The following is a 23,916-nucleotide window of genomic DNA, read 5'->3' as shown; positions in this document are numbered from 1 at the left end:
GTGCTGGCCCCATCGCCGGCAAGCCAGCTCCCACAGGTAAAGTACAAACTTCAAGGTCTATGGGGACTCTGTGGGAGCTGGCTTGCCGGCGATAGGGCCGGCACAGGTTTAAAGATCTAACGGCCCAGATAAACCTCGACCACCCGCTCATCCGCCTGCACCTGCTCCAGCGACCCTTCCGCCAGCACGCTGCCCTGGTGCAGCACGGTCACATGGTCGGCAATACTGCCGACAAAGCCCATGTCATGCTCCACCACCATCAGCGAATGCGTGCCGGCCAAGCCCTTGAACAGCTCGGCGGTAAACTCGGTCTCGGCATCGGTCATGCCCGCCACCGGTTCATCCAGCAGCAGCAATTGCGGCTCCTGCACCAGCAGCATGCCGATCTCCAGAAACTGCTTCTGACCGTGCGACAGCAGCCCGGCCGGGCGCTGGGCCAGGGGTAGCAGGCGCAAGGTGGTCAGCACTTGCTCGATGCGCTGGCGCTGCTCACCGCCCAGCCGCGCTGCCAGGCTGGCCCACACCGACTTGTCGGCCTTCAGTGCCAGCTCCAGGTTCTCGAACACCGTCAGGGCCTCGAACACCGTGGGCTTCTGGAACTTGCGGCCGATGCCGGTCTGGGCGATCTGGTATTCGCTCATGCGGGTCAGGTCGAGGGTGTCGCCGAAATAAGCCGTGCCGCTGTCGGGCCGGGTCTTGCCGGTGATTACGTCCATCAGGGTGGTCTTGCCGGCGCCGTTGGGGCCGATGATGCAGCGCAACTCGCCTACGCCGATGTACAGGTTCAGCGCGTTCAGCGCCTTGAAACCATCGAAACTGACACTGATGTCTTCCAGGCTCAGCACCGTGCCGTGGCGGGTGTCCAGGCCAGCCTTGCGGCTGTGGCCCAGGCCGATGGCATCGCGGCCGGCGCCGAGTTGGTCGAACACCGGCTCAAGCATGAATTCCGGGTGGACCGGGGGCACGCCTCTCATGGCTGGCTCCTTTTCTTCAACAGGCCGACCACGCCCTTGGGCAGGTACAGGGTCACGAGGATGAACAGCGCGCCGAGGAAGAACAGCCAGAATTCCGGGAAGGCCACGGTGAACCAGCTTTTCATGCCATTGACCAGGCCGGCACCGAGCAGCGGGCCGATCAGTGTGCCTCGCCCGCCCAGGGCTACCCACACGGCGGCTTCGATGGAATTGGTCGGCGACATCTCGCTGGGGTTGATGATGCCCACCTGAGGCACGTACAGCGCCCCGGCCAGGCCGCACAACACAGCGCTCAGCACCCACACCAGCAGCTTGAAGCCGCGTGGGTCGTAACCGCAGAACATCAAGCGGTTCTCGGCGTCGCGCACCGCCGTCAACAGCCGGCCGAACTTGCTGCGGGTCAGGCGCCAGCACAGGTACAGGCTGGCCAGCAGCAGGCCGACGGTGAGCAGGAACAACACCGCCCGGGTGCCTTGCGCGGTAATGTCGAAGCCAAGGATGGTGCGGAAGTTGGTGAAGCCGTTGTTGCCGCCAAAGCCGGTTTCGTTGCGGAAGAACAGCAGCATGCCGGCGAAGGTCAGGGCCTGGGTCATGATCGAGAAGTACACGCCCTTGATCCGCGAACGGAAGGCGAACCAGCCGAATACCAGCGCCAGCAGCCCGGGCGCCAGCACCACCAGGCACAAGGCCCAGGCAAAATGCTGGGTACCGGCCCAGTACCACGGCAGCTCGGTCCACGACAGGAAGGTCATGAACCCCGGCAGGCCGTCACCGGCCGCCTGGCGCATCAGGTACATGCCCATGGCGTAGCCGCCCAGGGCGAAGAACAGCCCGTGGCCCAGCGACAGCAACCCGGCATAGCCCCAGACCAGGTCCAGGGCCAGGGCAACAATGGCGTAGCAAAGAATCTTGCCAACCAGGGTCAGGGTGTAGGCCGACACCTGCAGGGCATGGTCCGCCGGCAGCAGCGACAGCAGCGGCAGGGCCACCAGCAGCAGGACGACGACAGCGCCGATGGTCAGCGTCAGGCGTGGTCCGGCCTTTTGCGTAGCAGTGACAAGCAGTGGCTGGTTCATCAGTCGATTACCCGTCCCTTGAGGGCGAACAGGCCTTGCGGGCGCTTCTGGATGAACAGAATGATTAACGCAAGGATGAGGATCTTGCCGAGCACGGCGCCGATCTGCGGCTCCAGCAGCTTGTTGGCGATGCCTAGGCCGAATGCCGCCCAAAGGCTGCCGGCCAGCTGGCCGACACCGCCGAGCACCACCACCAGGAACGAGTCGATGATGTAGCTCTGGCCCAGGTCCGGGCCGACGTTGCCGACCTGGCTCAGGGCCACGCCCCCCAGCCCGGCGATGCCCGAGCCGAGGCCGAAGGCGAGCATGTCGACGCGCCCGGTGGAGACCCCGCAACAGGCAGCCATGTTGCGGTTCTGGGTGACCGCACGCACGTTCAGGCCCAGCCGCGTGCGGTTGAGCAGCAGCCAGGTGAGCAGCACCACGGCCAGGGCAAAGCCGATGATCACCAGGCGGTTGTACGGCAGCACCAGGTTGGGCAGCAGTTGGATGCCACCCGACAGCCACGCCGGGTTGCTGACCTCGACGTTCTGCGCGCCGAACAGCAGGCGGATGGCCTGGATCAGGATCAAGCTGATGCCCCAGGTGGCCAGCAGGGTTTCCAGCGGCCGGCCGTACAGGTGACGAATGACCGTGCGCTCCAGCGCCATGCCGACCCCGGCACTGACAACGAAGGCTACCGGCAAGGCGATCAGCGGGTAGAACTCGATAGCGCCGGGCGCGTATCGCTGCAGCATTACCTGGACCATGTAGGTGCTGTAGGCGCCGAGCATCAGCATCTCGCCATGGGCCATGTTGATCACCCCGAGCAGGCCGAAGGTGATCGCCAGGCCGAGCGCCGCCAGCAGCAGGATCGAACCCAGCGACAGGCCGCTGAAGGCCTGGCCGAGCAGCTCGCCGACCAGCAGCTTGCGCTGCACCTGGGCCAGGCTGGTTTCGGCGGCGGTGCGCACGCCGGCATCGGTTTCAGCGTCGGGTTGTAGCAGGGCTTCGAGACGCGTGCGGGCCAGTGGGTCACCGGTTTCGCCCAGCAGGCGCACGGCGGCCAGGCGAACGGCCGGCTCGCTGGCGCCCAGTTGCAGGTTGGCCAGGGCCAGGCCGAGGGCGGCGTGTACGGCGGGGTCCACTTCGATAGCGAAGCGCCGGTCGAGGAAGGCCATTTGCGCCGGTTGTGCGCTTTTTTGCAGTTGCTGGGCCGCGGCCAGGCGGGTGTCACTGTTGTCGCTGAGCAACTGGTGGCTGGCCAGGGCGTTGTCGATCAGGCCGCGCAGGCGGTTGTTCAGGCGCAGCTTGCGCGTGTCGTCAGCGGCGAGGCGGCCCTGGCGCAGGTTGTCCAGCAGCGGCAGGCGTGCGGCATCCGGTTGCGCCGCCCAGCCTTCGAGCAGGCGGGCCTGTTCGGCGGGTTTGGCGCTGAGGAAGAATTCGCCCTCGTTGGCCTGGGTGGCCAGGGGTAGTAGCAGGAGCAGGGTGAGCAGCAGTCTGAACATGCGGGCAATCCTGGAAATCGGGGGTGGCTTCATCGCCGGCAAGCCAGCTCCTACAAGTACTGCACAGGCCTCAAGGGCAGTGATTACCTGTGGGAGCTGGCTTGCCGGCGATTGGGCTGCAAAGCAGCCCCAATGCACTCAGTTACCTTTCACGGCGTAATCAGGCCGCTTGTCATTCCCCGGAATGAACGGGCTCCAAGGCTGCGCCCGCAGCGGTTGCTCGGTTTCCCACACCACACTGAACTGCCCGTCATCCTGGATCTCGCCGATCATTACCGGCTTATGCAGGTGATGGTTGGTCTTGTCCATGGTCAGGGTAAAGCCCGATGGCGCCTTGAAGCTCTGCCCGGCCAGCGCCTCACGCACCTTGTCGACGTCGGTGGACTTGGCTTTTTCCACCGCCTGCGCCCACATGTGGATGCCCACGTAGGTGGCCTCCATCGGGTCGTTGGTCACCGCCTTGTCGGCGCCCGGCAGGCCCTTGGCCTTGGCGTAGGCCTTCCAGTCGGCAACGAACTGCTGGTTGACCGGGTTATCCACCGACTCGAAGTAGTTCCACGCCGCCAGGTGCCCCACCAGCGGCTTGGTGTCGATACCGCGCAGCTCTTCTTCACCCACCGAGAACGCCACCACCGGCACGTCGGTGGCCTTCAGGCCCTGGTTGGCCAGTTCCTTGTAGAACGGCACGTTGGAGTCGCCATTGACTGTGGAAATGACCGCCGTCTTGCCGCCCGCGGAGAACTTCTTGATGTTGGCGACGATGGTCTGGTAATCGGCATGGCCGAACGGCGTATAGACTTCTTCGATGTCCTTGTCGGCCACGCCCTTGCTGTGCAGGAACGCACGCAGGATCTTGTTGGTGGTGCGCGGGTAGACGTAGTCGGTGCCCAGCAGGAAGAAACGCTTGGCGCTGCCGCCGTCTTCGCTCATCAGGTATTCCACGGCCGGGATGGCCTGCTGATTGGGCGCGGCGCCGGTGTAGAACACGTTCGGCGACATCTCTTCACCCTCGTACTGCACCGGGTAGAACAGCAGGCCGTTGAGCTCTTCGAATACCGGCAGCACCGACTTGCGCGACACCGAGGTCCAGCAGCCAAACACCACTGCGACCTTGTCCTGGGTCAGCAGCTGGCGGCTCTTTTCAGCGAACAGTGGCCAGTTGGAGGCCGGGTCGACTACCACCGGTTCGAGCATCTTGCCGTTCACCCCGCCCTTGGCGTTGATCTGCTCGATGGTCATCAGCGCCATGTCCTTGAGCGAGGTTTCGGAAATCGCCATGGTCCCCGACAGCGAATGCAGGATGCCGATCTTGATGGTCTCGGCCGCCTGGATGCTCCAGCTCAGGCCCATTGCGGCAATCGATGCGCTGAGGGTAAAGGCCTTGATCAGGCTGCGTCGCTTCATGTGCTCTCTCCGCTGGGTTTTTATGTGTTGGGCAAGCGGGGAGGGGTGTTGCAAGGGGTGTGCCTAGTGGCGGAAGGGGCGGAATAGAGGGGTTGTGCGAGGTGTTGGGGCGTTCGCGCGGGCCAGGTTGGTGCCTGCGGGATTTGTGTGCACAGTATTGAGGCCGCGTTGCGGCCCATCGCGACGCAAGGCCGCTCCTACAGGAGATCGCGTTCCCCTGTAGGAGCGGCCTTGTGTCGCGAAAGGGCTGCAAAGCAGCCCCAGCAGAGTTAGCCGTTACGCACAGCTGTGCGTGGATGGCGCCTGCTACGCACGAACTGGTAAGTCACCGCCAGCAACAGGAACCAGATCGGCGTCACCACCAACGCCGAGCGGGTATCCGCCTCCAGGCTCAGCAACACCAGGATGAAAGCAAAGAACACCAAACACACGTAGCACATGAAGCGCCCGCCCGGCATCTTGTACTTCGACGCCTGGTGCAGCGCCGCGCGGTGTTTGCGGTACTTCAGGTACGACAGCAGGATCAGCGTCCAGACGAACATGAACAGCACCGCCGAAACGGTGGTGACCAGGGTGAACGCCTCGACCACGTTCGGCACCAGGTAGATCAGCACCGCACCCAGCAGCAGGCAGGTGCAGGAGAAGTACAGGCCGTTGGCCGGCACCGAGCGGCTCGACAGCTTCTCGAACGCCTTGGGCGCGTCACCTTCCTGCGACAGGCCGTAGAGCATGCGGCTGGTGGAGAACACGCCGCTGTTGGCCGACGAGGCCGCCGAGGTCAGCACCACGAAGTTGATGATGCTCGCCGCTGCCGGCAGGCCGGCCAGCACGAACAGTTCCACGAACGGGCTCTTGCCCGGTACCACGTCGCGCCATGGGGTAACCGCCATGATCGCGATCAGCGCCAATACGTAGAACACGATGATGCGGATCGGGATCGAGTTGATCGCCCGTGGCAGGGTGCGCTCCGGGTTTTTCGCTTCGGCGGCGGTGGTGCCCACCAACTCGATGCCGACGAAGGCGAATACGGCGATCTGGAAGCCGGCGAAGAAGCCCATCAAGCCGTTGGGGAACATGCCGCCGTCATTCCACAGGTTGGCCAGTTGCGCAGTGCGCCCGCTGGGCGAGGTGAAACCGGTGATGACCATATACAGGCCGGTGGCGACCAGGCCGAGGATGGCGACGATCTTGACCAGGGCGAACCAGAATTCCATCTCGCCGAACATTTTCACCGTAACCAGATTCAGCGACAGCAACAGGCCTACGCAGGTCAGCGCCGGTATCCACTGCGGCAGGTCCGGGAACCAGAACTGTGTGTAGGCGGCGATGGCGACCACGTCGGCGATGCCGGTGACCACCCAGCAAAACCAGTAGGTCCAGCCGGTGAAGTAGCCGGCCCAGGGGCCGAGCAGGTCGGCGGAGAAGTCGATGAATGACTTGTAGTTGAGGTTCGACAGCAGCAGTTCGCCCATGGCACGCATGACGAAGAACAGCATGAAGCCGATGATCATGTAGACGAAAATGATCGAGGGGCCGGCCAGGCTGATGGTCTTGCCCGAGCCCATGAACAGGCCGGTGCCGATCGCACCGCCGATGGCGATCAGCTGGATGTGGCGGTTGGTCAGGTTGCGTTGCAGATGCGGTTCATCTGCTGTGGTGGGTGAGGTTTGCGTCATAGGCTGCATTCCCTTGTAGAGGTCAGTCTTCTTGTCAGAGGTAGCCGGATAGGCTAACACGCGCGTTCCAGTTCGGGGCGCGACAGATCGACTCTACATTTGGGTAGCAGTGTTTGCCTGTGCCGGCCTCTTCGCGGGTTCGCCCGCGAAGAGGCCGGTACAGGCAAACACTCAGGCGTTGGCCAGCACCCGACGGCGCCTCACCACCAAACTATCCACCACCCACATCACCACCATCGACACCCCCACCAGCGGGAACATCACCCCCAACACCAGCATCACCCCCACCGCCGTCTTCCAGCGCGGCAGGTCGTGGCGCAGCGACGGCACGCCCAGGCCACCCTCGGGCCGGCGCTTCCACCACATCACCAGCCCGCTCACCGAGCCCAGCAGAATCATCAGGCACACCAGCAGGATGATGATCTGGTTGAACGCGCCGAACATCTTGCCTTCATGCAGCATCACCCCCAGTTCGGTGGCGCGGGCGACCGGGCTGTAGTCCTGCCAGCGCACGTCGGCCAGCACCTTGCCGGTGTACTGGTCGACATGCAGGGTGGCGTCGTTGCGCGGGTCGTCGGCGAACACGGCAATGGTGAACACGCCGTCTGCGGTGGTGGGCAGGGTAATGCTGTAGCCCGGCTCAACCTGGCGCGAGGTGGCGATGTCCTCGACCTGCTGCAGGCTCACCTGCGGCGCTGCAGGCGCGGCCGACATCATGTGGTGCCCGGCATGTTCGGCGTGTGCGCCGGACTGCGGCATCGGCGTGTTCTCCAGGGCCCAGGGCACGGTCTGGCGGTGTGCGCTGTTCAGCTCGCCCGCCTGCTGGTCCGACTTGGGCACGTCGTTCCACATGGCCGCTGGGAAGCGGTTCCACAAATCGGCGTACTGCTTGCCCCACAGGCCGGTCCAGGTCATGCCGCTGACCAGCATCAGTAACAGCAAGGCCGAACCCCAGAAGCCGGTTACCGCGTGCAGGTCGCGCCACAGCAGCCGGCCGCGCGCCGACAGCCGTGGCCACAACACACCCGCGCCATTGCGCCCGCGTGGCCACCACAGGTACAGGCCCGACACCACCAGCACGATGCCCCAGCCTGCAGCCAGCTCCACCAGGCGGTCGCCTACCGTACCGACCATCAGCTCGCCATGCAGGGCGCGGGCAATGGCCTGCAGGTTCTGCTTGCCGTCCTGCTCGCCAAGCACCTTGCCGCTGTACGGGTCGACGAATACATTCAGTTCACGGCCGCCGTCATGCACCACGAACTGCGCACTGCGCTCGGCGTTCAGCGGCGGCAGGTACTGGCCGACGTGGCCTTTGGGGTAGGCCTGCCTTACTTCTGCCAGCAACGCATCCGCGCCCTGTCGGTGGTGGCCGGTTTCGACCACCATCAGGTCGCGGTACAGCAGCGGGTCGAGCTGCGGCTTGAACAGGTAGATGATCCCGGTGATTGCCAGCAGGATCATGAACGGGGCCACGAACAGCCCCGCATAGAAGTGCCAACGCCAGGCCAGGTTATAGAAATTGATGCGTGTTCCTCTCATGGGAACCTCCTGTTTGACCAGCGGATGGGCGCCACCGAAGTGGCGCCTTTGGTTATTGTCAGAAGCTGAAATCGACCTTGGTCCAGAAGGTCCTGCCCGGCTCATTGACCGGCTGTGGATCGGTTGCCGGGTAGCCGAACCCGGCATTCCCGGCCAGGTTCAAATGCTCGGCGTAGGTCTTGTCGAACAGGTTGTCGACCCCTGCGCTGAGCTTGAGGTTGTTGTTCACCTTGTAGGCGCCATTGAGCGAGAACACGCCAAAGCCGGCGCTCTTGTCGTAGTCCTTGCCGACCACGTTGCCCTGGTTTTCGGCGATGCGGTTCTGCGGCGCCACCAGCCGCCACAGGGCACCGACGCTCCACACGTCGCGGCTGTAGGTCAGGCCCAGGCGGCTTTCCAGCGGAGGCATCTGCGGCAGCGCCTTGCCGTCACTGCTGTTCTTGCCCCAGGCGTAGGCCAGCGTGGCGTCGGCCTTCCAGTTTTGCGTCAGCTGGTAGGCTGCGCCCAGTTCGCCACCCATGATGCGGGCGTCGATGTTCTGCGCCTGCGAGGTGCTCATGCCCATCATGCCGGTGCGGTAGTCGAACAGGATGTAGTCGCGGATCTGCCCGACATAGCCCGAAGCCCAGGCTTCCAGGCGCTCGGTGCGGTACTGGATGCCGAAGTCGAGCTGGGTGGTCTTCTCTGGCTTGATGCCGTCGAAGGCATTGGCCGCACCGGGTGGCGCCAGCTTGGGCGAGAACAGCTCCCAGTAGTCGGGGAAGCGCTGGGCATGGCCAAGGCCGATGTAGGTGGTGGCCGGGATGGCTGCCAGGTCGTGCTCGTAACGGACGAAGCCGCTGGGCAGGGTGTCAGCGCGGGTGTCGCCTTCGGTGGCGCTGCCCTGGCGGAAGTCACGGGCCGAGGCGCGGTCCAGGCGGGCGCCGCTGATCAGCCGGTCTTCACCGCTGACGTACCAGGTCAGTTCGCTGAAGGCGCCGTAGTTGTGGAAGTCGGCGTCCTTGGTCCAGGCTTGGCCTTTGTGCGCGTCCACGCCCATGCCGCCGCGCTGGCGATGTTCGTTGGTTTGCGCGTCGATGCCGCTGACCAGCTGCACGTCGGCCCAGCGCCAGGTGGCCTTGATGCGTGCGCCCATCGTGCGGCGGTCGACGTTGCTGACCATCGGCATGCCCATCATGCCGCTGCCTGACGGCGTGCGCAGGCTGTAGTTGTCCATCACGTGGTCGGCGTAGTTGTAGTAAACCTGCGCCTCGACCTTGTCCAGCACCTCGCCGAGGTTGGACTTTTCAAAGCGCAGGCCCAGGCTTTCGCGCTTGAACTGCGAGCCGTCCATGCCACGCCCGGCATAGCGGGCCTCGCCATCGCCCTTGCCTGCGGTCAGCTCCAGCAGGGTGTCCTGGTCGGGCGTCCAGCCCAGGGCGACATCGCCGTTCCACTTGTCCCAACGGGACGGCACGGTGTCGTTGTTACCGTCGTGGTAGTCGTCCGAGCGCGACTGGTTGCCGACAAAGCGCGCATAGGCCTGGCTGTTGCCGGCAGCGGCGTCCAGCACCTTGTCGAAGCGGCCGTTGGAACCGGCCAGCAGGCTGGCGTTGACCCGGCTGCCGAGGCTGCCGAACTTTTCCGGTTCGCGCTCGAAGAGGATGGTGCCTGCCGAGCCGCCCGGGCCCCAGATCACGCTTTGCGGGCCTTTGATCACGGTCAGGCGGTCGTAGGTTTCCGGCGAGATGTACGAGGTCGGGGCGTCCATGCGGTTGGGGCAGGCGCCGAGCATCAGGCCGCCGTTGGTGAGGATGTTCAGGCGCGAGCCGAACATGCCGCGCAGGACCGGGTCACCGTTGGTGCCACCGGCGCGGATCGCCGAAAAACCGGGGATGGTCTTCAGGTAGTCGGCGCCGTCGCTGGCCGGTACGGGCTGGCGCGGGTCTTTCGGGTTGGTGACCACGGTCAGTGGCGAGCTCGGCGCCACGGCGGTGATCACCGTCGGGCTCAGCTCGGGTGCGTCGTGCGCATGGCCTTCATGGCCAGGGTCGGCGGCCAGCGCCACGGGCGCGAGCAGCGAGCCGCACACGGCGGCGATGGTCCCACGCAGGGACAGGGCAAAAACAGGGGTGCAGCCGGACATAGTGATTCCAGTCGATCAGTCATGAGTCAGCCCGAAGCCTCCTGGCTTCGTGCGCAAAATGTGCGTTCAGACGTTGATCGAGCAAGGCGGGGCGCGGCTGCGCGCACCGGGGAATACCGCCTGCCGGGCATGGCCCTGGTGCGTTGGCGCAAACAGGTAGCTGGTGGGGACGTCGCTGCCGGCGCTGAGCGGGCTGAGGGCCTGGGGCAGGGCCGGGCAGTTGAACAACAGGCTGCAATAACCGCACTTTTCCCACATTACGTGCAGTTGGCCATCGCCGCCGTGGCCGTGATGGCTGTCGCTGGCATGCTGATGGGCAGCCGCCATCGGCATGTCCATCGGCATGCTCATGCCGGCGTGGTGGTCCATCGGCATCGACTGGGAAACCAGTGGGCCGATGAAGATCATCCACATGGCGAACAGGCTCAGCCATCCGCCACCGGCGCGCCTGCGGTCAGGGCGGGTGGTACGGCGGCGGCTGGTGCGCGGCAGGCTCATGGCCAGTGCCTGTCAGCGGGTGTCAGTGCGCGTGTTCGTGGGCTTGCGACGGGGCCGCTGGCGCCTGCTTCTGCACGGCCACGTCGACAGTGATGTCGCCGGCCTTTTCGAAGTGCAGGGTCAGCGGGAAGCGCTTGCCGTCGACGAGCAGGCTGCGGTCCTTGGGCTGCATCAACATCACGTGGTAGGCGCTGGGGGCGAAGGTCAGGTCCTTGCCGGCGGGCACCACCACGCTGGGCACCTGCTGCATTTTCATGGCGCCGCTGGCGCTCATGGCATGTTCGTGCAGCTGTGCATCATCGGTGATGGGGCTGTCGACGCTGAGCAAGCGGTCATCGGCCTGGCCATTGTTGTGCACCACGAAATACGCCGCTACGTTCGGCGCGTTGGGTGGCAGTTGCAGCGACCAGGGGTGGGCAATGTGCAGGTCACCCACGCTGTATTCGTGGGCATTGGCAAAGGCGCCGGGCAGCAGCAGGGCGGCCATGACGAGGGCATGCTTGAGCATGGTGAATCTCCGTTCTGTTCAGGTTCAGGCAGACAGCTTGAAACACTCAGGCCAGCGGAGAGGCACGGGGGTTTAACGCAGGCCAGAGCTGGCGCGGCGTGGGTTGGTAGTCGGCAGGTGGCGGCAACAGCCCGGCGAGCAGTGTCGGCGGGTTGTGCAACTGTGGCGGGTAGACGGGCAGGGCCAGCAGCGGCGCGGCGCCCGAGCAGCACCAGCAGTTCATCATGCCGGCGCTGGCGTCGCTTTGCGGGCCGAGGTCGATCTTGGCCAGGGCCTGCACATCGACCTTGGCCTTGTTGGCCATGCTGGAACAGAAAGCCCCCCACAGCAGCTGTTCGGCCGGGCCTTTGGGCGCAGCAGAAGACAGCGGCATGGCCAGCAGGTTGAACAGCACTGCAAGGCAGGCTATCCAGGCAATGTGCCGACGTGGGGGCATGGAGAGATCCGGTCAGGAATCGTGGTGGGTATTGTAAGGCGGAGTATAGGTAAAAATGGCGGGGTGCGGTGAAGTGACGCAGGTGGCCAGAGTTTGGGGGCGGCTGCGCAGCCCATCGCGACACAAGGCCGCTCCTACAGGGGATCGCATCATGGCCAGCATGCGCGGTCCTTGTAGGAGCGGCCTTGTGTCGCGATAGGGGCGCAAAGCGCCCCCGGTGCTATCAAACCTTGCCACGCCCCATCAGGCCACGCACGGTCTCCTGCAGGTCAGCCGGCAACACCACCACCTTGGCATTGTTGCTACCGGCCAGGTTCTCCATCGCGCCTATATACCGCTCACCCAGCAGGTACATGGCCGGCACGGTCTCGTTGCCCACCGCTTCCTTCACCAGCGAAATCGCCCGCGCCGAAGCCTCGGCCAGGCTGATCTGCGCTTCGGCATCCAGCCTGGCCGCCTGCAGGCGCGCCTCTGCCTCCAGGATCGCCGCCTGCTTGGCGCCTTCGGCACGGGTCACGTCGGCCTTGCGCTCACGCTCGGCTGCGGCCTGGCGCTCCATGGCCAGTTGCATGTTCTCCGAGGGCTTGATGTCCTGGATTTCCACCGAGCGTACGGTCACGCCCCAGTCTTCGGTCTGTTCGGACATCGCATCGCGCAGGCGCGCCTTGATCTGCTCGCGGCTGGACAGCGCTTCGTCGAGGTCCATGGCACCGACGATGGCGCGCAGCGAAGTCATGGTCAGGCTGGTGACGGCGAAAGAGAAGTTCTGCACGCCATACGAGGCCTTCTGCGGGTCGACCACCTTGGCGAAGCACAGGGCGTTGGCGACGATGACCGCGTTGTCCTTGGTGATGATTTCCTGCTCTTGCACATCGAGGATGATGTCCTTGGTCGGCAGGCGATAGGCGACCACGTCCACGTAAGGAATGACGATGTTCAAACCGGGCTTGAGCGTGGTGTTGTAACGGCCCAGGCGCTCCACGATCCATTCTTCGCCCTGGGGCACGATACGTACCCCCTTGAACACAGTGATCAGGACGAACAGGGCGATGGCGCCGACGATGATGAGGCTGGTCATGATACTAAATTCCTTTTAGTGCGGATTCAGGCCCGGACGACGCGGGCGGTGTTCCCTTCGATGGCGGTGAGGCGCACCCGCTCGCCGGCCGGGATTTCGCTATCGGCGACGCAGGTCCATTCTTCGTTGCCGAGGATCGGCTTCTGGAAACGCACACGGCCTTTCTGGAACTCCGAAACGCCCGCGGTCAGCAAGCCCACTTCGCCGATCACGCTGTCGGCAGTCCAGCGCACATCCGGCTGCTTGCGCCGGAACAGCTTGAACCATAGCGCGGTGGTTGCCGACGACAGCAGCACCCACAACAGCACCTGCATGTCCAGCTGCAGGCTGGGGGCCGCCAGCGAAATGAGCGAGACCAGCACGGCACCGATGCCGAACCAGAGGATGAAGAACGTCGGCAGGACCAGTTCGAGCAGGATCAGCGCGATGCCGAACACCAGCCAGATCCACCATTGCATTTCCATATGGGTTGCGCCTTCCAAGGGGAGGACCTGAGTTTATGTCAGCGGAGCGGCACGGGGCCACTTGCCGGGTTGAAAGAAAAAACCGAAAGGGCTGTAGGGGGACTGCCTGACACATTTTCTGAAGGCTGGCGCGGTCTCCTGTAGGAGCGGCCTTGTGTCGCGATAGGGCTGCGCAGCAGCCCCGGCAATTTGTGCATCTGTGCTGAAGTCCTGGGGCTGCTGCGCAGCCCTATCGCGACACAAGGCCGCTCCTACAGGGATCTGCGGCGTGCTCTCGATATGTGTTATTGCAGGTCAAGCGCTGTTGCCAGATCAGACTGCGATTCGAAAACCCGGTCTACTTGCGGCAACACCGGCCGTTTCAGGATCAACACCGGCAGCCCCAACTCCCGCGCCACCTCCAGCTTCGGCTCGGTCGCCACGCTACCGCTGTTCTTGCTGATCAGCACATCGATCTTGCGCCGCTGGAACAACGCCCGTTCATCCTCGATATGGAACGGGCCACGCGCACCCATCACTTCGCAGCGCGCATTGCCAGGGCAGGCTTCCAGCGCCCGCAAGGTCCAGAACTGCTCCGCTGGAATCTCATCCAGATGTTGCAATGGCTCCCGCCCCAATGTGAACAGCGGCCTGCGGAACGGCTTGAGTGCTTCGATCAACCCTGCCCAGTCTTCTACTTCGCGCCAGTCGTCCCCCGCCTGCGCCTGCCACGCCGGGCGACGCAAGGCCCAGCACGGGATACCCGCCATGCGGGCAGCGCTGGCGGCATTGCGGCTGATCTGCGCGGCATAGGGGTGTGTGGCATCGAGCAGCAGGCTTATGCCCGCCTCGCGCAGGTAGCTGGCCAGGCCCTCGGCGCCGCCAAAGCCGCCGACCCGCACCTGGCATTGCAGGTCTTGCGGCACGCGGCCGATACCGGCCAGGCTGTAGACATGTTGCGGGCCAAGGCGGCGGGCGATGGCCAGGGCTTCGGTGACGCCACCCAACAGCAGGATACGGGCCGTCATTGCACACCTGCCTTGCCGACGATGCCGCCCTGGCGGTCGATGGCGAACACTTCCACTTGTACGTGCGCCGGCACCACGCTGCGGGCAAAGGCCAGGGCGTGAGCACACACCGCATCACCCAGGGCGATGCCGGCGGCATGCGCCAGTGCGAGCGCCTGCTGGCTGGTGTTGGCGCCAATGATCGCGGCTTGCAGGGCCGCGTCAGCGCCGATGTCCGCTGCCCAGCCGGCCAGTTGCGGCAAGTCGATGCTGGAGTGGCGGCTGTGCAGGTCCATGTGCCCGGCGGCCAGTTTGCTGATCTTGCCGAACCCCCCGCACAGGGTCAGGCGTGGCACCGGTACCTTGCGCAAGTGCTTGAGCACCGCACCGACGAAATCGCCCATTTCGATCAGGGCGATTTCCGGCAGGCCGTAGACCCTGCGCATGGTGTCTTCACTGGCGTTGCCGGTGCAGGCGGCAATATGCGTGTAGCCATTGGTATGGGCCACGTCGATGCCCTGGTGGATCGAGGCGATGTAGGCCGCGCAGGAGAACGGCCGCACGATACCGCTGGTGCCGAGGATCGACAGCCCGCCGAGGATGCCCAGGCGCGGATTCATGGTCTTCAGTGCCAGCTGCTCGCCGCCCTGCACATTGACCGTGACCTCAAAGCCGCCGGCGTAGCCGCACTCGTCGGCCAGGCCCTGCAGGTGCTCGCTGATCATCCGCCTTGGTACCGGGTTGATGGCCGGTTCACCCACGGCCAGCACCAGACCTGGGCGGGTAACGGTGCCGACACCCTGACCGGCGACGAAACGGGTACCGGGCTCGCCCTGCAGGCGTACCTGGCTGTAGAGCAGGGCGCCGTGGGTCACGTCCGGGTCGTCGCCTGCATCCTTGAGGGTTCCGGCTTCGGCGCACTCGCCCACCAGGCGACAGAACTCCAGGCGCATCTGCACCACCTTGCCCTTGGGCAGGGTGATATCCACCGCATCGTCACGCTGCCCGGTGAGCAGCAGCTTGGCCGCTGCCAGGCTGGTGGCGGTGGCGCAGCTGCCGGTGGTCAGGCCGCTGCGCAGGGGCGCGGGCTGTTCGCGGGTTTCTTCACGCATCGGTGGGCTTTACCACTTCGAGCAGGGTGATCGGCAGTGCCTGGCGCCAGGTGTCGAATGCGCCCAAGGGCTGGGCGTGGGCGATATGGATGCGGGTCAGTTCGCCGCCGTGTTGCTCGCGAAAATGTGCCAGGGCCAGTTCGCTTTGCAGGGTCACGGCGTTGGCCACCAGCCGCCCACCGGGGCGAAGGCTGGCCCAGCAGCGGTCAAGCACGCCTTCGCGGGTAACGCCGCCGCCGATGAAGATGGCATCCGGTTGCTCCAGGCCCTCCAGTGCTGCGGGCGCCTTGCCGCAGACCAGCTGCAAGCCAGGTACACCGAGCGCTTCGCGGTTGTGTTGGATAAAACCCTGGCGGCCTTCGTCGGCCTCGATGGCCAGGGCGCGGCAGGCGGGGTGGGCACGCATCCATTCGATGCCGATCGAGCCGCAGCCTGCGCCCACGTCCCACAGCAGTTCGCCGGGCTGCGGCGCCAGGCGCGCCAGGGTAATGGCGCGCACATCGCGCTTGGTCAGCTGGCCGTCGTGGCGCAAGGCGCTGTCGGGCAACCCGGCCAGCCGGTGCAGGCGTGGTGCGTCGGGTGCAGCCAGGCACTCGATGGCGACGAGGTTGAGCGCGGCGATGTCGGCGTGCGGCCAGTCCTGGGCGGTGCCGGCCAGTGCTCGCTCATTTTCGCCGCCGAGGTGCTCGAACACCTGCAGCCGGCTTGGCCCGAAGCCGCGCTCGCGCAGCAGCGCGGCGATGGCCGCCGGGCTGTCGCCATCGTTGCTCAGCACCAGCAGGCGCATGCCGCTGTACAGGTGGGCATTGAGCGTTGCCAGGGGGCGGGCTACCAGCGACACCACCTGCACGTCCTGCAGCGGCCAGCCCAGGCGTGCAGCGGCCAACGCGCAGGAGGAGGGCATCGACAGTACGCGCATTTCGGCGGCGGGCACCTGGCGCGCCAGGCTGGCGCCAACGCCATAGAACATCGGGTCGCCGCTGGCCAGTACGCACACCGGCTCGCCGCGCAGGGCCAGTACCGGGGTTAGCGAGAACGGGCTGGGCCAGGCCAGTTGTTCAGCGGTGATGCAGCGTGGCAGCAAGGCCAGTTGGCGTGGGCTGCCGACGATCTTTGCAGCGCCCAGCAGGGCGCGCCGGGCTTGTTTGCCCAGGCCAGGGAAGCCGTCTTCGCCGATGCCTATTACTGTCAGCCAGGGGGTCATGTATTCCTCTTCACGATTTTGGGGCCGCTTTGCGGCCCATCGCGACGCAAGGCCGCTCCTACATGGGGTGCGGTGTGCCCTGTAGGAGCGGCCTTGTGTCGCGACGGGGTGCGTAGCGCCCCCAAAATTTCAGCCCAAACTCGAATGATGCTCGACCACCGGCTTTTCATGCCGCCGGACAAAGCAGGCATAATACCGCGCCTTCTACACTCAAGCGCATTTTCACAGATTGCCGGACGCCCCTTTGACGCAGGACCATGCCCCCAACGTAACGCCCCGCCCCTCGGCCTGCCCGGGGTTGTGGCGCATCGTCAGTGCCCGTGATGGCGGTATCTGCCGCATCAAGCTGCCGGGTGGCTTGCTGCTGGCCGGGCAGGCCGAGGCAGTGGCCGCGGCAGCGGAGCGCTTCGCTGGCGGCGTGATCGAGGCCACCAACCGTGGCAACCTGCAAATCCGCGGCATCGGCAACAAGCACCAAGCCCTGGTCGAGGCACTGCTCGCGGCCGGCCTGGGCCCGCGCGATGCAGCCGGCGACGATGTGCGCAACCTGATGCTCAGCCCGCTGGCCGGGCATGACCCGTCAATGCTGCTGGACGCTCGGCCGCTGGCCGGGCAGATCCTCGACCTGCTTGAAGGCACCCCGCGCTTCCACCAGTTGTCGGCCAAGTTCGCCGTGCAGCTGGATGCCGGCGAAGGCTTGGCCATGCTTGAACACCCCCACGACCTGTGGCTGTCGGCCTTGCGTCTGGGGCAACACACCTGGCTGGCGTTTGGCCTGGCGAGTTGCCCGCAAGACGGCCAGGTGCTCGGCGCAGTGCCAGTGGCGCAGGGGCTGGCGCTGGTGCGGGCGGTGCTGGAGCGCTTCCTCGACCTGGCAACCCCTGAACAGTCGCGCATGCGCCAGTTGCTTGAGGTATGCCCGGCAAGCGATTTTGTCGATGGCCTTGGCCTGAACATCCGCCGCGATGCTGCCGTGCTCGCCTGGCGCCGTGAAGCACAACACACCCAATGGCTGGGCAAGCTGCCCCAGGCGCATGGCCTGGCCCTTGGCGTGGCCCCACCGCAGGGCCGCCTGACCCCGGCCATGCTGCGCGGCGCCGCACGCATGGCCCGTGAACTGGGTGATGGCAGCCTGCGCCTGAGCCCCTGGCAAAGCCTGGTGCTGCCCAACCTGCAAGCGCTGCATATCGCGCACGCCCAGGCCGAGTTGTCCGCAGTCGGCCTGCTGTGCCACGCCCATGAGCCGCTGGCGCGCATCAGCGCCTGCACCGGCAGCAGCGGCTGCGCCAAGGCGCTGGGCGAGACCAAGGCCGATGCCGTTACCCTGGCCGCATTGTTGGGCCCAGGTGCCCCTGCCAGCGTGCACCTGTCCGGCTGCCCCCGTTCCTGCGCCGTGGCCCATGTGGCCCCGGCCACCCTGCTGGCCCGCTCGCCGGGCCGCTATGACCTGTACCTGCGTGACGCGCGCCAGCCGGGCTTTGGCGCCCTGCGCGGCACCGACCTTACCTTGAATGAAGCAGGCGCCATGCTCGACCTGCCGACGGAGCACCTTGATGATTGACTACATCCGCGATGGTCAGGAGATCTATCGCAATTCCTTCCGGATCATCCGCGAGGAAGCCCGACTCGAGCGGATCCCCGCAGACCTCGAAAAGCTCGCCGTACGGGTGATCCACGCCTGCGGCATGGTCGACGCCATCGATGGCCTGCAGTTCTCCGAAGGCGCCGGCCGGGCCGGGCGCGAGGCGCTGCTGAACGGCGCGCCGATCCTGTGCGATGCGCACATGGTTGCCGAAGGCATTACCCGTGCCCGCCTGCCAGCGAACAACCAGGTCATCTGCACCCTGCGTGACCCGAGCGTGCCGGGCCTGGCCAAGGACGCCGGCAACACCCGTTCCGCCGTCGCCCTGGAACTGTGGCGCTCGCACCTGGAAGGCAGCGTGGTGGTGATCGGCAATGCCCCCACCGCACTGTTCTACCTGCTGGAAATGCTCGATGCCGGTGCTCCAAAGCCGGCATTGATCCTCGGCTTCCCGGTTGGCTTTGTCGGCGCTGCCGAGTCCAAGGCCATGCTCGCCGCCGACAGCCGTGGTGTGCCGTTCGTGATCATGCAGGGCCGACTGGGCGGCAGCGCGATGGCCGCCGCCGCGGTCAACGCCTTGGCCACGGAGGTGGAATGATGGCGCCGCGTGGACGACTGTTGGGCCTGGGCGTGGGCCCGGGCGACCCTGAACTGATCACCCTCAAGGCCCTGCGCCTGCTGCGCGAAGCGCCGGTGGTGGGCTACTTCGTGGCCAAGGGCAAGCGTGGCAATGCCTTCGGCATCATCGAGGCGCACCTGCAGCCCGAGCAGACCTTGCTGCCGTTGGTCTACCCGGTTACCACCGAAGCCCTGCCGGCGCCGCTGTCCTATGAACAGGTGATCAGCGACTTCTATGACGAAGCCAGCGTGCAGGTGGCCGAGCACCTGGAAGCCGGCCGTGATGTGGCGGTGATCTGCGAAGGCGACCCGTTCTTCTACGGCTCCTACATGTACTTGCATGACCGCTTGGCGCAGCGCTTTGAGGCAGAAGTGATCCCTGGTGTCTGTTCGATGCTCGGTGGTGCTTCGGTGTTGGGCGCGCCGCTGGTGTACCGCAACCAGAGCCTGTCGGTGCTGTCGGGCGTGTTGCCGGCCGCAGAGCTCAAGCGCCGCCTGGCCGACGCCGATGCGGCGGTGATCATGAAGCTTGGGCGCAACTTCCCCAAGGTGCGCGACGTGCTGGCCGAACTGGGCCTGGACGGGCGTGCGCTGTATGTCGAGCGGGCGACCATGGCCAACCAGAAGATCGTGCCGCTGGACCAGGTTGACCCACAGTCGTCGCCGTACTTCTCGCTGATCATCGTGCCGGGGGAAAAATGGCAGGGCTGAACATGCACAAGGCGCCGGCAATCGTCATCCTTGGCCCGGGCAGCCTGGCCACGGCGCAGCGGATCCAGCAGTGTTATCCACAGGCCACGATCCATGGCCTGGAAGGCCGGGTCGAAGGTGCCGATGCCTACTACGGCGCGTTCGGCGATACCTTGCGGGGGCTGTATCAGCAGGACACGCCGATCATCGCCCTGTGCGCCGCCGGTATCGTCATTCGCAGCCTGGCCAGCCTGCTCAACGAGAAGGGCAGCGAGCCACCGGTGTTGGCCGTGGCCGAGGATGGCAGCGCGGTCGTGCCGTTGCTCGGTGGCCTGGGCGGTGTGAACGTGATGGCGCGTGAAATTGCCGAAGCACTGGGCGTTGCTGCCGCCATCACCACCAGTGGCGAGCTGCGCTTTGGTACCTGCCTGTTGAACCCGCCACAGGGCTATGCCTTGGCGGATATCGAGCAAGGCAAGCGCTTTGTCTCTGACCTGCTGGCTGGCGAGTCGGTGCGCATCGAAGGCGATGCACCCTGGTTGCAGCAGGCACAGTTGCCTGCCAGCGACGTTGCCCAGCGCACCATCCATGTGGGGCATCAGGCGCGCCCGGCCAGCCGCGACGAGTTGCTGATCCACCCGCGTTCGGTGGTAGTGGGCGTTGCAGGTGGCAACCTGGCCAGCATTCGTGCGGCCTTGCAACAGGCCGGCATCGCCGGGCCTTCAGTGGCCTGCGTGCTGGCCGACGAACTGGCCATGGCCGATGCCGCCTTGCACGAGGCGGCGCATGAACTGGGCGTCGCCTTGCGCTTCGCTGCCAAGCCGCACGATGTGGCTGGGATGGTTGCCGCCGCATTGCCCGATGCCCAGTTGATTGAGCAGGCCGATGTGGTCATCGCCGTGGCGCCTGCCCCGGTCGAGGTGGCGCAGGTTGGCCGCCGCCGTGGTCGCCTGGCCGTGATCGGCCTGGGCCCGGGGGCTGCCGAACTGATGGTGCCGGCGGTCAAGGCCGAGCTGGCGCAAGCCGAGGATGTGCTCGGTTACGAAACCTATGTGCGCATGGCCGGCCCGTTCCGCGACGACCAGGTGTTGCACTGCACAGACAACCGCGAAGAGATGCAACGGGCCCGACATGCCTTTGAACTGGCGGCCCAGGGCCGGTCGGTGGTGGTAGTGTCTTCGGGTGATCCGGGTGTGTTCGCCATGGCGGCGGCGGTACTCGAAGCGCTACACGAATCGACTGACCCGGCGTGGCACCGCGTCGACCTCGAGATGCTGCCCGGGGTGTCGGCTTCGCTGGCAACGGCCGCCCAGGCGGGCGCGCCGCTGGGTCATGACTTCTGCGTGATGTCGCTGTCGGACAACCTCAAGCCCTGGTCGATCATTGAAAAGCGCCTGGACCTGGCCGCGCAGGCCGACTTGGTGCTGGCGTTCTACAACCCGATTTCCAAATCCAGGCCGCATCAGCTCGGTGTAGCACTGGAAGTGGTGCGCCGACACCGTGACGGGAACACGCCTGTAGTCCTTGGCCGTGACATCGGTAGGCCGGGGCAGACGCTGAAGGTAGTCTCCTTGACCGAACTGCTGCCGGAAATGGTCGACATGCGCACCATGGTGCTGGTCGGCTCCTCTACAACCTGCGTGTTTCCTCGTCTGTCGGGAGGGGTGTGGGCGTACACACCGCGGTGGTACCCGTCGGCCAGCTAGTTACCGCGGAAACGCTTCAGAGCGCTGCATCTTCAGCGCGCTGACTAAGGTGGCTGCCCCTGCTTAGAGGGGCAACCACCTTGGAGTTTCACATGACCGAAACAATGCAAATCGCTACGACCAACGATGCCGCGATCCTGGTCGACGGTAACCTGCTGGCCTGTGGCGCAGGCATGTCTGCGCAAAGCCGGCATGACGTCAAGAACGCCTTCCACTTTGCCACCCTGGTGGCCGACAAAGCCTTCGATGCCGAAAAGCAGAGCCGTGAATGGTACGACAAGTTTATCGATGTCATGCGTGACCTCGGTTTCACCATTCCACGGCGCAGCTTCGAGTTGGAAACCTCCGCAGAGCTGAGCGTTACCGTTGGCGCAGTCGCTGTACGCGCGATCGGTGTGGTAGGTAATGCGATGCTGGGGGGCACCAAGCTGGGTGATCTGGCGAAGATGGCCTTCGATCACCTGATCACCGTCGAAAACGACGCCAAGATCATTGATCACAAACGCAAAAACAAGGCGCGTGGCATGGTCGGCATGGCCGCCTGCATCGAAACCGAAAAAAACGATGTGGTCATGGTCGTGAGCTGCATCCAGTCTTCTGCCCCGCAGCTGGACGACGACATCCTGGGTATCCAGTGGAAGCTGGACAAGACTCACTATTATGCCGGCACGGCAGTGCTCACCCTCAACACCTTCGTCTACGACAAAGTCCGCGAAACCGTGGAAAACAAACTCGGCGTACGCAGCGTCGAGAACGTTCTCCAGTACGACATCTGATTGCAGGGCGGCGTTGTTGCAACGCCGCCTTGTCCGGTTCTTTGTAATGAGGCAAGGCAATGGATAGAACAGCTGAGCATCTGATGTTGGTTGGGGGGACGGCATTGCTGTATCCCGCAGATACGGGCGAGATACAGCGTCAGGCCGCTTTTGATTCAATCCTCTACGCGCAGTTGGTGGCCAACAAGAACGCTGGGTCACGCTTCACAAACTACGAGGGCTGGTACGCCGCCTATCGTGAGGCTTATCGCCAACTGGGCTGGATCAAGCTGGCCAGCACCTATGACCTCAAGCAGCTTGGGCAACCTGTGCGCAACGCGCACATCCAGCCACTGGAGGCGTGGCTGAAAATGCGCTCGATTCGCCATGAGGCTGTGCTGGCCGCCGTCAAGGCAGGGCTGGCCCGTTCAGCTGAGGGTTTTCGCCACCTGCTGAAATTCAGCACGCAAGACCAGGCGCAGGGCGCGAAGCTGGTGGTCGAGCTTGGCCTGCTCAAGCCGGGGCCAGCGTTGGACCTTTGCAGCATCACCCTGCACTTCGACAAGCCGATTGCCAACCTGTCGCAGGACCTGTTGCTGCAGGAGCACCAGCTCAAGGGCGAAGCCGAGTTCAATGGGGTGTCTTTGCTGCTGGACAACGGGCGCTTCCAGCGCCAGCGAGATGAACTGCAGGCATTGATGCAAACCAAGGATGCGCAGGGCGACTACCGGTTCGACCCTTACGCGCCCGTGAAAGGAGCGCATCATGAGTGACGCCACATCTGCCGTGATCGGCGCGGGGATTGTTTCGTTCCTGCCAGGTATACCGGTGGGGCAACGAAACAAGGTGAAACTGGCTTTGGCGCTGGCAGAGCGGGCGACCGAGACGGCGTATCAGGAGGGATTGATTCAGGACTGGCTGACGTACTATCGAAATCAGCTGAAATTCATGGGCTGGGATTCGGTCTCCCCCGAGCAGGTTCACTGGCCAGAGGCGGGCCGCAACAGGCAGACCGATCAGGTTCTGGAAACAATTGCTGCAACGGCGGGTGAGCATTTTGCTACAGCTACCCACCTTTCCATGCAAAAACTGTTATCCAGCCCAGCGGCATTGCATGAACTTGAGCGACGAGCTTATGAGCGCCAGCATTTTCAATTGCTGCCCTGCGCACCCGCCGGTGCCAACCGGGTCGATATGGTTATTTACCATGAGGTGGATATCAGTGCCGCGTTCACTTCGGGCTTTATCAGTCACAAGCGTAGCCATCAGATCGTGCGGGCTGAACTGGTACGCTTTAATGTGCTGGCATTCGAACACAGTTTTCTGCCCAAGGTGCAGGACCGCGTCGTGCAGGTATCGTTGAAACGTATTCTGGACTACGGCCTTTAGGGGACCAGGTAGCCCTTGATACCGGTAAAGATGATTTGCGCCGCCAGGGCGCAGACGAACAGCCCCATCAGCCGGCTGACGATCTGCAGGCCCTGGTCACCGAGGATGCGCTCGATGCGGTGCGAGAGGTACAGCACCAGGCCAACGGTGAAGCTGGCCAGTGCGATGCTGATGATGGCCAGCAGTTTGTCGTCCCAGTGCGGGTGGCCCACGCCCATGACCAGCAGTGCACCGATGGTGCCGGGGCCGACGGTCAGTGGGATGGTCAGCGGCACGATGGTCACGTCCTGCTGCACGTTGTCTGCTTGCACTGCGGATTTACCCTGGGCCATACCCAGTGCCGAGATGAACAGCACGCTGCCGGCACCAATGCGGAAAGCGTCGGCGGTGATGCCGAAGATGCCGAAGATCGCCCGCCCGAACAGGTACAGCAGGACACTGGCGACAAGCGCGGCGAAGGCTACCTTCCAGGCCAGTTGCTTGCGCTCCTTGCTGGAGTGGCCGCGGGTCAGGCTGATGAAGCACGACAGCACGAAGAACGGGCTATAGAGCACGAGCATTTTCAGGTAGACGCTGAACAACTCATGGAGCATGGGGGCTGGTCCTTGG

23 protein-coding genes are annotated in these 23,916 nt (G+C 64.8%); 7 read left to right on the top strand and 16 right to left on the bottom strand.

What is annotated here, in order from left to right; translation table 11 throughout:
• Window positions 1–116 precede the first annotated feature (116 nt).
• The 15 genes from urtD to cbiE form a co-directional block, all read right to left on the bottom strand.
• A complete protein-coding gene (urtD, locus tag ACI2KG_RS21520) occupies window positions 117–974 on the bottom strand; it encodes an urea ABC transporter ATP-binding protein UrtD (protein WP_404663215.1) in 858 nt (285 codons plus the stop codon).
• The gene (gene urtC / locus ACI2KG_RS21515) at window positions 971–2,050 is read right to left on the bottom strand and encodes an urea ABC transporter permease subunit UrtC (RefSeq protein ID WP_404663214.1); all 1,080 of its coding nucleotides are present in this window, start codon (window positions 2,048–2,050) and stop codon (window positions 971–973) included. Before urtC ends, urtD begins: the two co-directional genes overlap by 4 nt.
• A complete protein-coding gene (gene urtB / locus ACI2KG_RS21510) occupies window positions 2,050–3,570 on the bottom strand; it encodes an urea ABC transporter permease subunit UrtB (protein ID WP_404663213.1) in 1,521 nt (506 codons plus the stop codon). Before urtB ends, urtC begins: the two co-directional genes overlap by 1 nt.
• Window positions 3,571–3,675: 105 nt before the next feature.
• The gene (gene urtA / locus ACI2KG_RS21505) at window positions 3,676–4,941 is read right to left on the bottom strand and encodes an urea ABC transporter substrate-binding protein (RefSeq protein WP_404663212.1); all 1,266 of its coding nucleotides are present in this window, start codon (window positions 4,939–4,941) and stop codon (window positions 3,676–3,678) included.
• A gap of 269 nt (window positions 4,942–5,210) precedes the next feature.
• Window positions 5,211–6,617 (bottom strand): D-serine/D-alanine/glycine transporter, encoded by a 1,407-nt coding sequence (cycA, locus tag ACI2KG_RS21500; RefSeq protein ID WP_400612027.1) that lies wholly within the window; start codon window positions 6,615–6,617, stop codon window positions 5,211–5,213.
• A 171-nt stretch (window positions 6,618–6,788) separates the two neighbouring features.
• Window positions 6,789–8,156 carry a PepSY-associated TM helix domain-containing protein gene (locus tag ACI2KG_RS21495; protein WP_404663211.1) on the bottom strand — a complete coding sequence of 456 codons (1,368 nt, stop codon included), beginning with the start codon at window positions 8,154–8,156 and terminating at the stop codon, window positions 6,789–6,791.
• A gap of 58 nt (window positions 8,157–8,214) precedes the next feature.
• A complete protein-coding gene (locus ACI2KG_RS21490) occupies window positions 8,215–10,281 on the bottom strand; it encodes a TonB-dependent copper receptor (protein ID WP_404663210.1) in 2,067 nt (688 codons plus the stop codon).
• Window positions 10,282–10,347: 66 nt separating this feature from the next.
• On the bottom strand, window positions 10,348–10,779 hold the full coding sequence (locus ACI2KG_RS21485) for a DUF2946 domain-containing protein (RefSeq protein WP_404663209.1): 432 nt from the start codon (window positions 10,777–10,779) through the stop codon (window positions 10,348–10,350).
• Window positions 10,780–10,801: 22 nt separating this feature from the next.
• The gene (locus ACI2KG_RS21480) at window positions 10,802–11,287 is read right to left on the bottom strand and encodes a copper chaperone PCu(A)C (RefSeq protein WP_404663208.1); all 486 of its coding nucleotides are present in this window, start codon (window positions 11,285–11,287) and stop codon (window positions 10,802–10,804) included.
• A gap of 46 nt (window positions 11,288–11,333) precedes the next feature.
• Window positions 11,334–11,723 carry a DUF2946 domain-containing protein gene (locus ACI2KG_RS21475; RefSeq protein ID WP_400612017.1) on the bottom strand — a complete coding sequence of 130 codons (390 nt, stop codon included), beginning with the start codon at window positions 11,721–11,723 and terminating at the stop codon, window positions 11,334–11,336.
• Between the two features lie 223 nt (window positions 11,724–11,946).
• Complete coding sequence (locus ACI2KG_RS21470) at window positions 11,947–12,801, bottom strand: SPFH domain-containing protein (RefSeq protein ID WP_404663207.1); 855 nt, start codon at window positions 12,799–12,801, stop codon at window positions 11,947–11,949.
• A 26-nt stretch (window positions 12,802–12,827) separates the two neighbouring features.
• Window positions 12,828–13,265 carry an NfeD family protein gene (locus tag ACI2KG_RS21465; protein ID WP_404663206.1) on the bottom strand — a complete coding sequence of 146 codons (438 nt, stop codon included), beginning with the start codon at window positions 13,263–13,265 and terminating at the stop codon, window positions 12,828–12,830.
• 284 nt (window positions 13,266–13,549) lie between these two features.
• A complete protein-coding gene (locus tag ACI2KG_RS21460) occupies window positions 13,550–14,272 on the bottom strand; it encodes a cobalt-precorrin-6A reductase (RefSeq protein ID WP_404663205.1) in 723 nt (240 codons plus the stop codon).
• Window positions 14,269–15,363, bottom strand: coding sequence for a cobalt-precorrin-5B (C(1))-methyltransferase (locus tag ACI2KG_RS21455; RefSeq protein WP_404663204.1), 1,095 nt, complete (start codon window positions 15,361–15,363; stop codon window positions 14,269–14,271). Before ACI2KG_RS21455 ends, ACI2KG_RS21460 begins: the two co-directional genes overlap by 4 nt.
• Window positions 15,356–16,567 (bottom strand): precorrin-6y C5,15-methyltransferase (decarboxylating) subunit CbiE, encoded by a 1,212-nt coding sequence (cbiE, locus tag ACI2KG_RS21450; RefSeq protein ID WP_404663203.1) that lies wholly within the window; start codon window positions 16,565–16,567, stop codon window positions 15,356–15,358. Before cbiE ends, ACI2KG_RS21455 begins: the two co-directional genes overlap by 8 nt.
• 229 nt (window positions 16,568–16,796) lie before the next feature.
• Here cbiE and cobG point away from each other — a divergent pair, with 229 nt between their 5' ends.
• The 7 genes from cobG to ACI2KG_RS21415 all read left to right on the top strand — a co-directional run bounded on the left by cobG (window position 16,797) and on the right by ACI2KG_RS21415 (window position 23,307).
• Window positions 16,797–18,128: a precorrin-3B synthase gene (gene cobG, locus ACI2KG_RS21445; protein WP_404663202.1), complete on the top strand. Its 1,332-nt coding sequence runs from the start codon at window positions 16,797–16,799 to the stop codon at window positions 18,126–18,128.
• On the top strand, window positions 18,121–18,747 hold the full coding sequence (locus tag ACI2KG_RS21440) for a precorrin-8X methylmutase (RefSeq protein ID WP_404663201.1): 627 nt from the start codon (window positions 18,121–18,123) through the stop codon (window positions 18,745–18,747). The genes cobG and ACI2KG_RS21440 overlap by 8 nt, the downstream gene beginning before the upstream one ends.
• On the top strand, window positions 18,744–19,478 hold the full coding sequence (locus ACI2KG_RS21435; protein ID WP_404663200.1) for a precorrin-2 C(20)-methyltransferase: 735 nt from the start codon (window positions 18,744–18,746) through the stop codon (window positions 19,476–19,478). Before ACI2KG_RS21440 ends, ACI2KG_RS21435 begins: the two co-directional genes overlap by 4 nt.
• The gene (gene cobJ, locus ACI2KG_RS21430; protein ID WP_404663199.1) at window positions 19,466–21,163 is read left to right on the top strand and encodes a precorrin-3B C(17)-methyltransferase; all 1,698 of its coding nucleotides are present in this window, start codon (window positions 19,466–19,468) and stop codon (window positions 21,161–21,163) included. The genes ACI2KG_RS21435 and cobJ overlap by 13 nt, the downstream gene beginning before the upstream one ends.
• Window positions 21,164–21,255: 92 nt before the next feature.
• On the top strand, window positions 21,256–21,939 hold the full coding sequence (locus tag ACI2KG_RS21425) for a hypothetical protein (protein ID WP_404663198.1): 684 nt from the start codon (window positions 21,256–21,258) through the stop codon (window positions 21,937–21,939).
• A gap of 59 nt (window positions 21,940–21,998) precedes the next feature.
• Complete coding sequence (locus ACI2KG_RS21420; RefSeq protein WP_400618159.1) at window positions 21,999–22,691, top strand: hypothetical protein; 693 nt, start codon at window positions 21,999–22,001, stop codon at window positions 22,689–22,691.
• Window positions 22,684–23,307 carry a hypothetical protein gene (locus ACI2KG_RS21415; protein ID WP_404663197.1) on the top strand — a complete coding sequence of 208 codons (624 nt, stop codon included), beginning with the start codon at window positions 22,684–22,686 and terminating at the stop codon, window positions 23,305–23,307. The genes ACI2KG_RS21420 and ACI2KG_RS21415 overlap by 8 nt, the downstream gene beginning before the upstream one ends.
• On the opposite strand, the gene ACI2KG_RS21410 is transcribed toward ACI2KG_RS21415, so the two are convergent.
• Complete coding sequence (locus ACI2KG_RS21410; RefSeq protein WP_400618165.1) at window positions 23,304–23,900, bottom strand: MarC family protein; 597 nt, start codon at window positions 23,898–23,900, stop codon at window positions 23,304–23,306. The two genes, ACI2KG_RS21415 and ACI2KG_RS21410, sit on opposite strands and share 4 nt — an antisense overlap.
• Between the last annotated feature and the right edge of the window lie 16 nt (window positions 23,901–23,916).

It is taken from the genome of Pseudomonas sp. NPDC089407, assembly GCF_044900445.1.
In the GTDB taxonomy this organism is placed as follows: Bacteria; Pseudomonadota; Gammaproteobacteria; order Pseudomonadales; family Pseudomonadaceae; genus Aquipseudomonas.
Note: the sequence above shows the minus strand (reverse complement) of the source record. Positions and strands in the feature narration are given on the sequence as shown.

What these genes read in the sequence shown, in the direction of transcription:
- ACI2KG_RS21470 (WP_404663207.1), bottom strand. Translation starts at nt 12,801, where the DNA reads ATGACCAGCCTCATCATCGTCGGCGCCATCGCCCTGTTCGTCCTGATC.
- ACI2KG_RS21490 (WP_404663210.1), bottom strand. Translation starts at nt 10,281, where the DNA reads ATGTCCGGCTGCACCCCTGTTTTTGCCCTGTCCCTGCGTGGGACCATC.
- ACI2KG_RS21465 (WP_404663206.1), bottom strand. Translation starts at nt 13,265, where the DNA reads ATGGAAATGCAATGGTGGATCTGGCTGGTGTTCGGCATCGCGCTGATC.
- ACI2KG_RS21475 (WP_400612017.1), bottom strand. Translation starts at nt 11,723, where the DNA reads ATGCCCCCACGTCGGCACATTGCCTGGATAGCCTGCCTTGCAGTGCTG.
- ACI2KG_RS21435 (WP_404663200.1), top strand. Translation starts at nt 18,744, where the DNA reads ATGATGGCGCCGCGTGGACGACTGTTGGGCCTGGGCGTGGGCCCGGGC.
- urtC (WP_404663214.1), bottom strand. Translation starts at nt 2,050, where the DNA reads ATGAACCAGCCACTGCTTGTCACTGCTACGCAAAAGGCCGGACCACGC.
- ACI2KG_RS21495 (WP_404663211.1), bottom strand. Translation starts at nt 8,156, where the DNA reads ATGAGAGGAACACGCATCAATTTCTATAACCTGGCCTGGCGTTGGCAC.
- cobJ (WP_404663199.1), top strand. Translation starts at nt 19,466, where the DNA reads ATGGCAGGGCTGAACATGCACAAGGCGCCGGCAATCGTCATCCTTGGC.
- cycA (WP_400612027.1), bottom strand. Translation starts at nt 6,617, where the DNA reads ATGACGCAAACCTCACCCACCACAGCAGATGAACCGCATCTGCAACGC.
- ACI2KG_RS21415 (WP_404663197.1), top strand. Translation starts at nt 22,684, where the DNA reads ATGAGTGACGCCACATCTGCCGTGATCGGCGCGGGGATTGTTTCGTTC.
- ACI2KG_RS21485 (WP_404663209.1), bottom strand. Translation starts at nt 10,779, where the DNA reads ATGAGCCTGCCGCGCACCAGCCGCCGCCGTACCACCCGCCCTGACCGC.
- ACI2KG_RS21460 (WP_404663205.1), bottom strand. Translation starts at nt 14,272, where the DNA reads ATGACGGCCCGTATCCTGCTGTTGGGTGGCGTCACCGAAGCCCTGGCC.
- ACI2KG_RS21480 (WP_404663208.1), bottom strand. Translation starts at nt 11,287, where the DNA reads ATGCTCAAGCATGCCCTCGTCATGGCCGCCCTGCTGCTGCCCGGCGCC.
- ACI2KG_RS21440 (WP_404663201.1), top strand. Translation starts at nt 18,121, where the DNA reads ATGATTGACTACATCCGCGATGGTCAGGAGATCTATCGCAATTCCTTC.
- ACI2KG_RS21420 (WP_400618159.1), top strand. Translation starts at nt 21,999, where the DNA reads ATGGATAGAACAGCTGAGCATCTGATGTTGGTTGGGGGGACGGCATTG.
- urtD (WP_404663215.1), bottom strand. Translation starts at nt 974, where the DNA reads ATGAGAGGCGTGCCCCCGGTCCACCCGGAATTCATGCTTGAGCCGGTG.
- cbiE (WP_404663203.1), bottom strand. Translation starts at nt 16,567, where the DNA reads ATGACCCCCTGGCTGACAGTAATAGGCATCGGCGAAGACGGCTTCCCT.
- urtB (WP_404663213.1), bottom strand. Translation starts at nt 3,570, where the DNA reads ATGAAGCCACCCCCGATTTCCAGGATTGCCCGCATGTTCAGACTGCTG.
- ACI2KG_RS21425 (WP_404663198.1), top strand. Translation starts at nt 21,256, where the DNA reads ATGACCGAAACAATGCAAATCGCTACGACCAACGATGCCGCGATCCTG.
- ACI2KG_RS21410 (WP_400618165.1), bottom strand. Translation starts at nt 23,900, where the DNA reads ATGCTCCATGAGTTGTTCAGCGTCTACCTGAAAATGCTCGTGCTCTAT.
- urtA (WP_404663212.1), bottom strand. Translation starts at nt 4,941, where the DNA reads ATGAAGCGACGCAGCCTGATCAAGGCCTTTACCCTCAGCGCATCGATT.
- ACI2KG_RS21455 (WP_404663204.1), bottom strand. Translation starts at nt 15,363, where the DNA reads ATGCGTGAAGAAACCCGCGAACAGCCCGCGCCCCTGCGCAGCGGCCTG.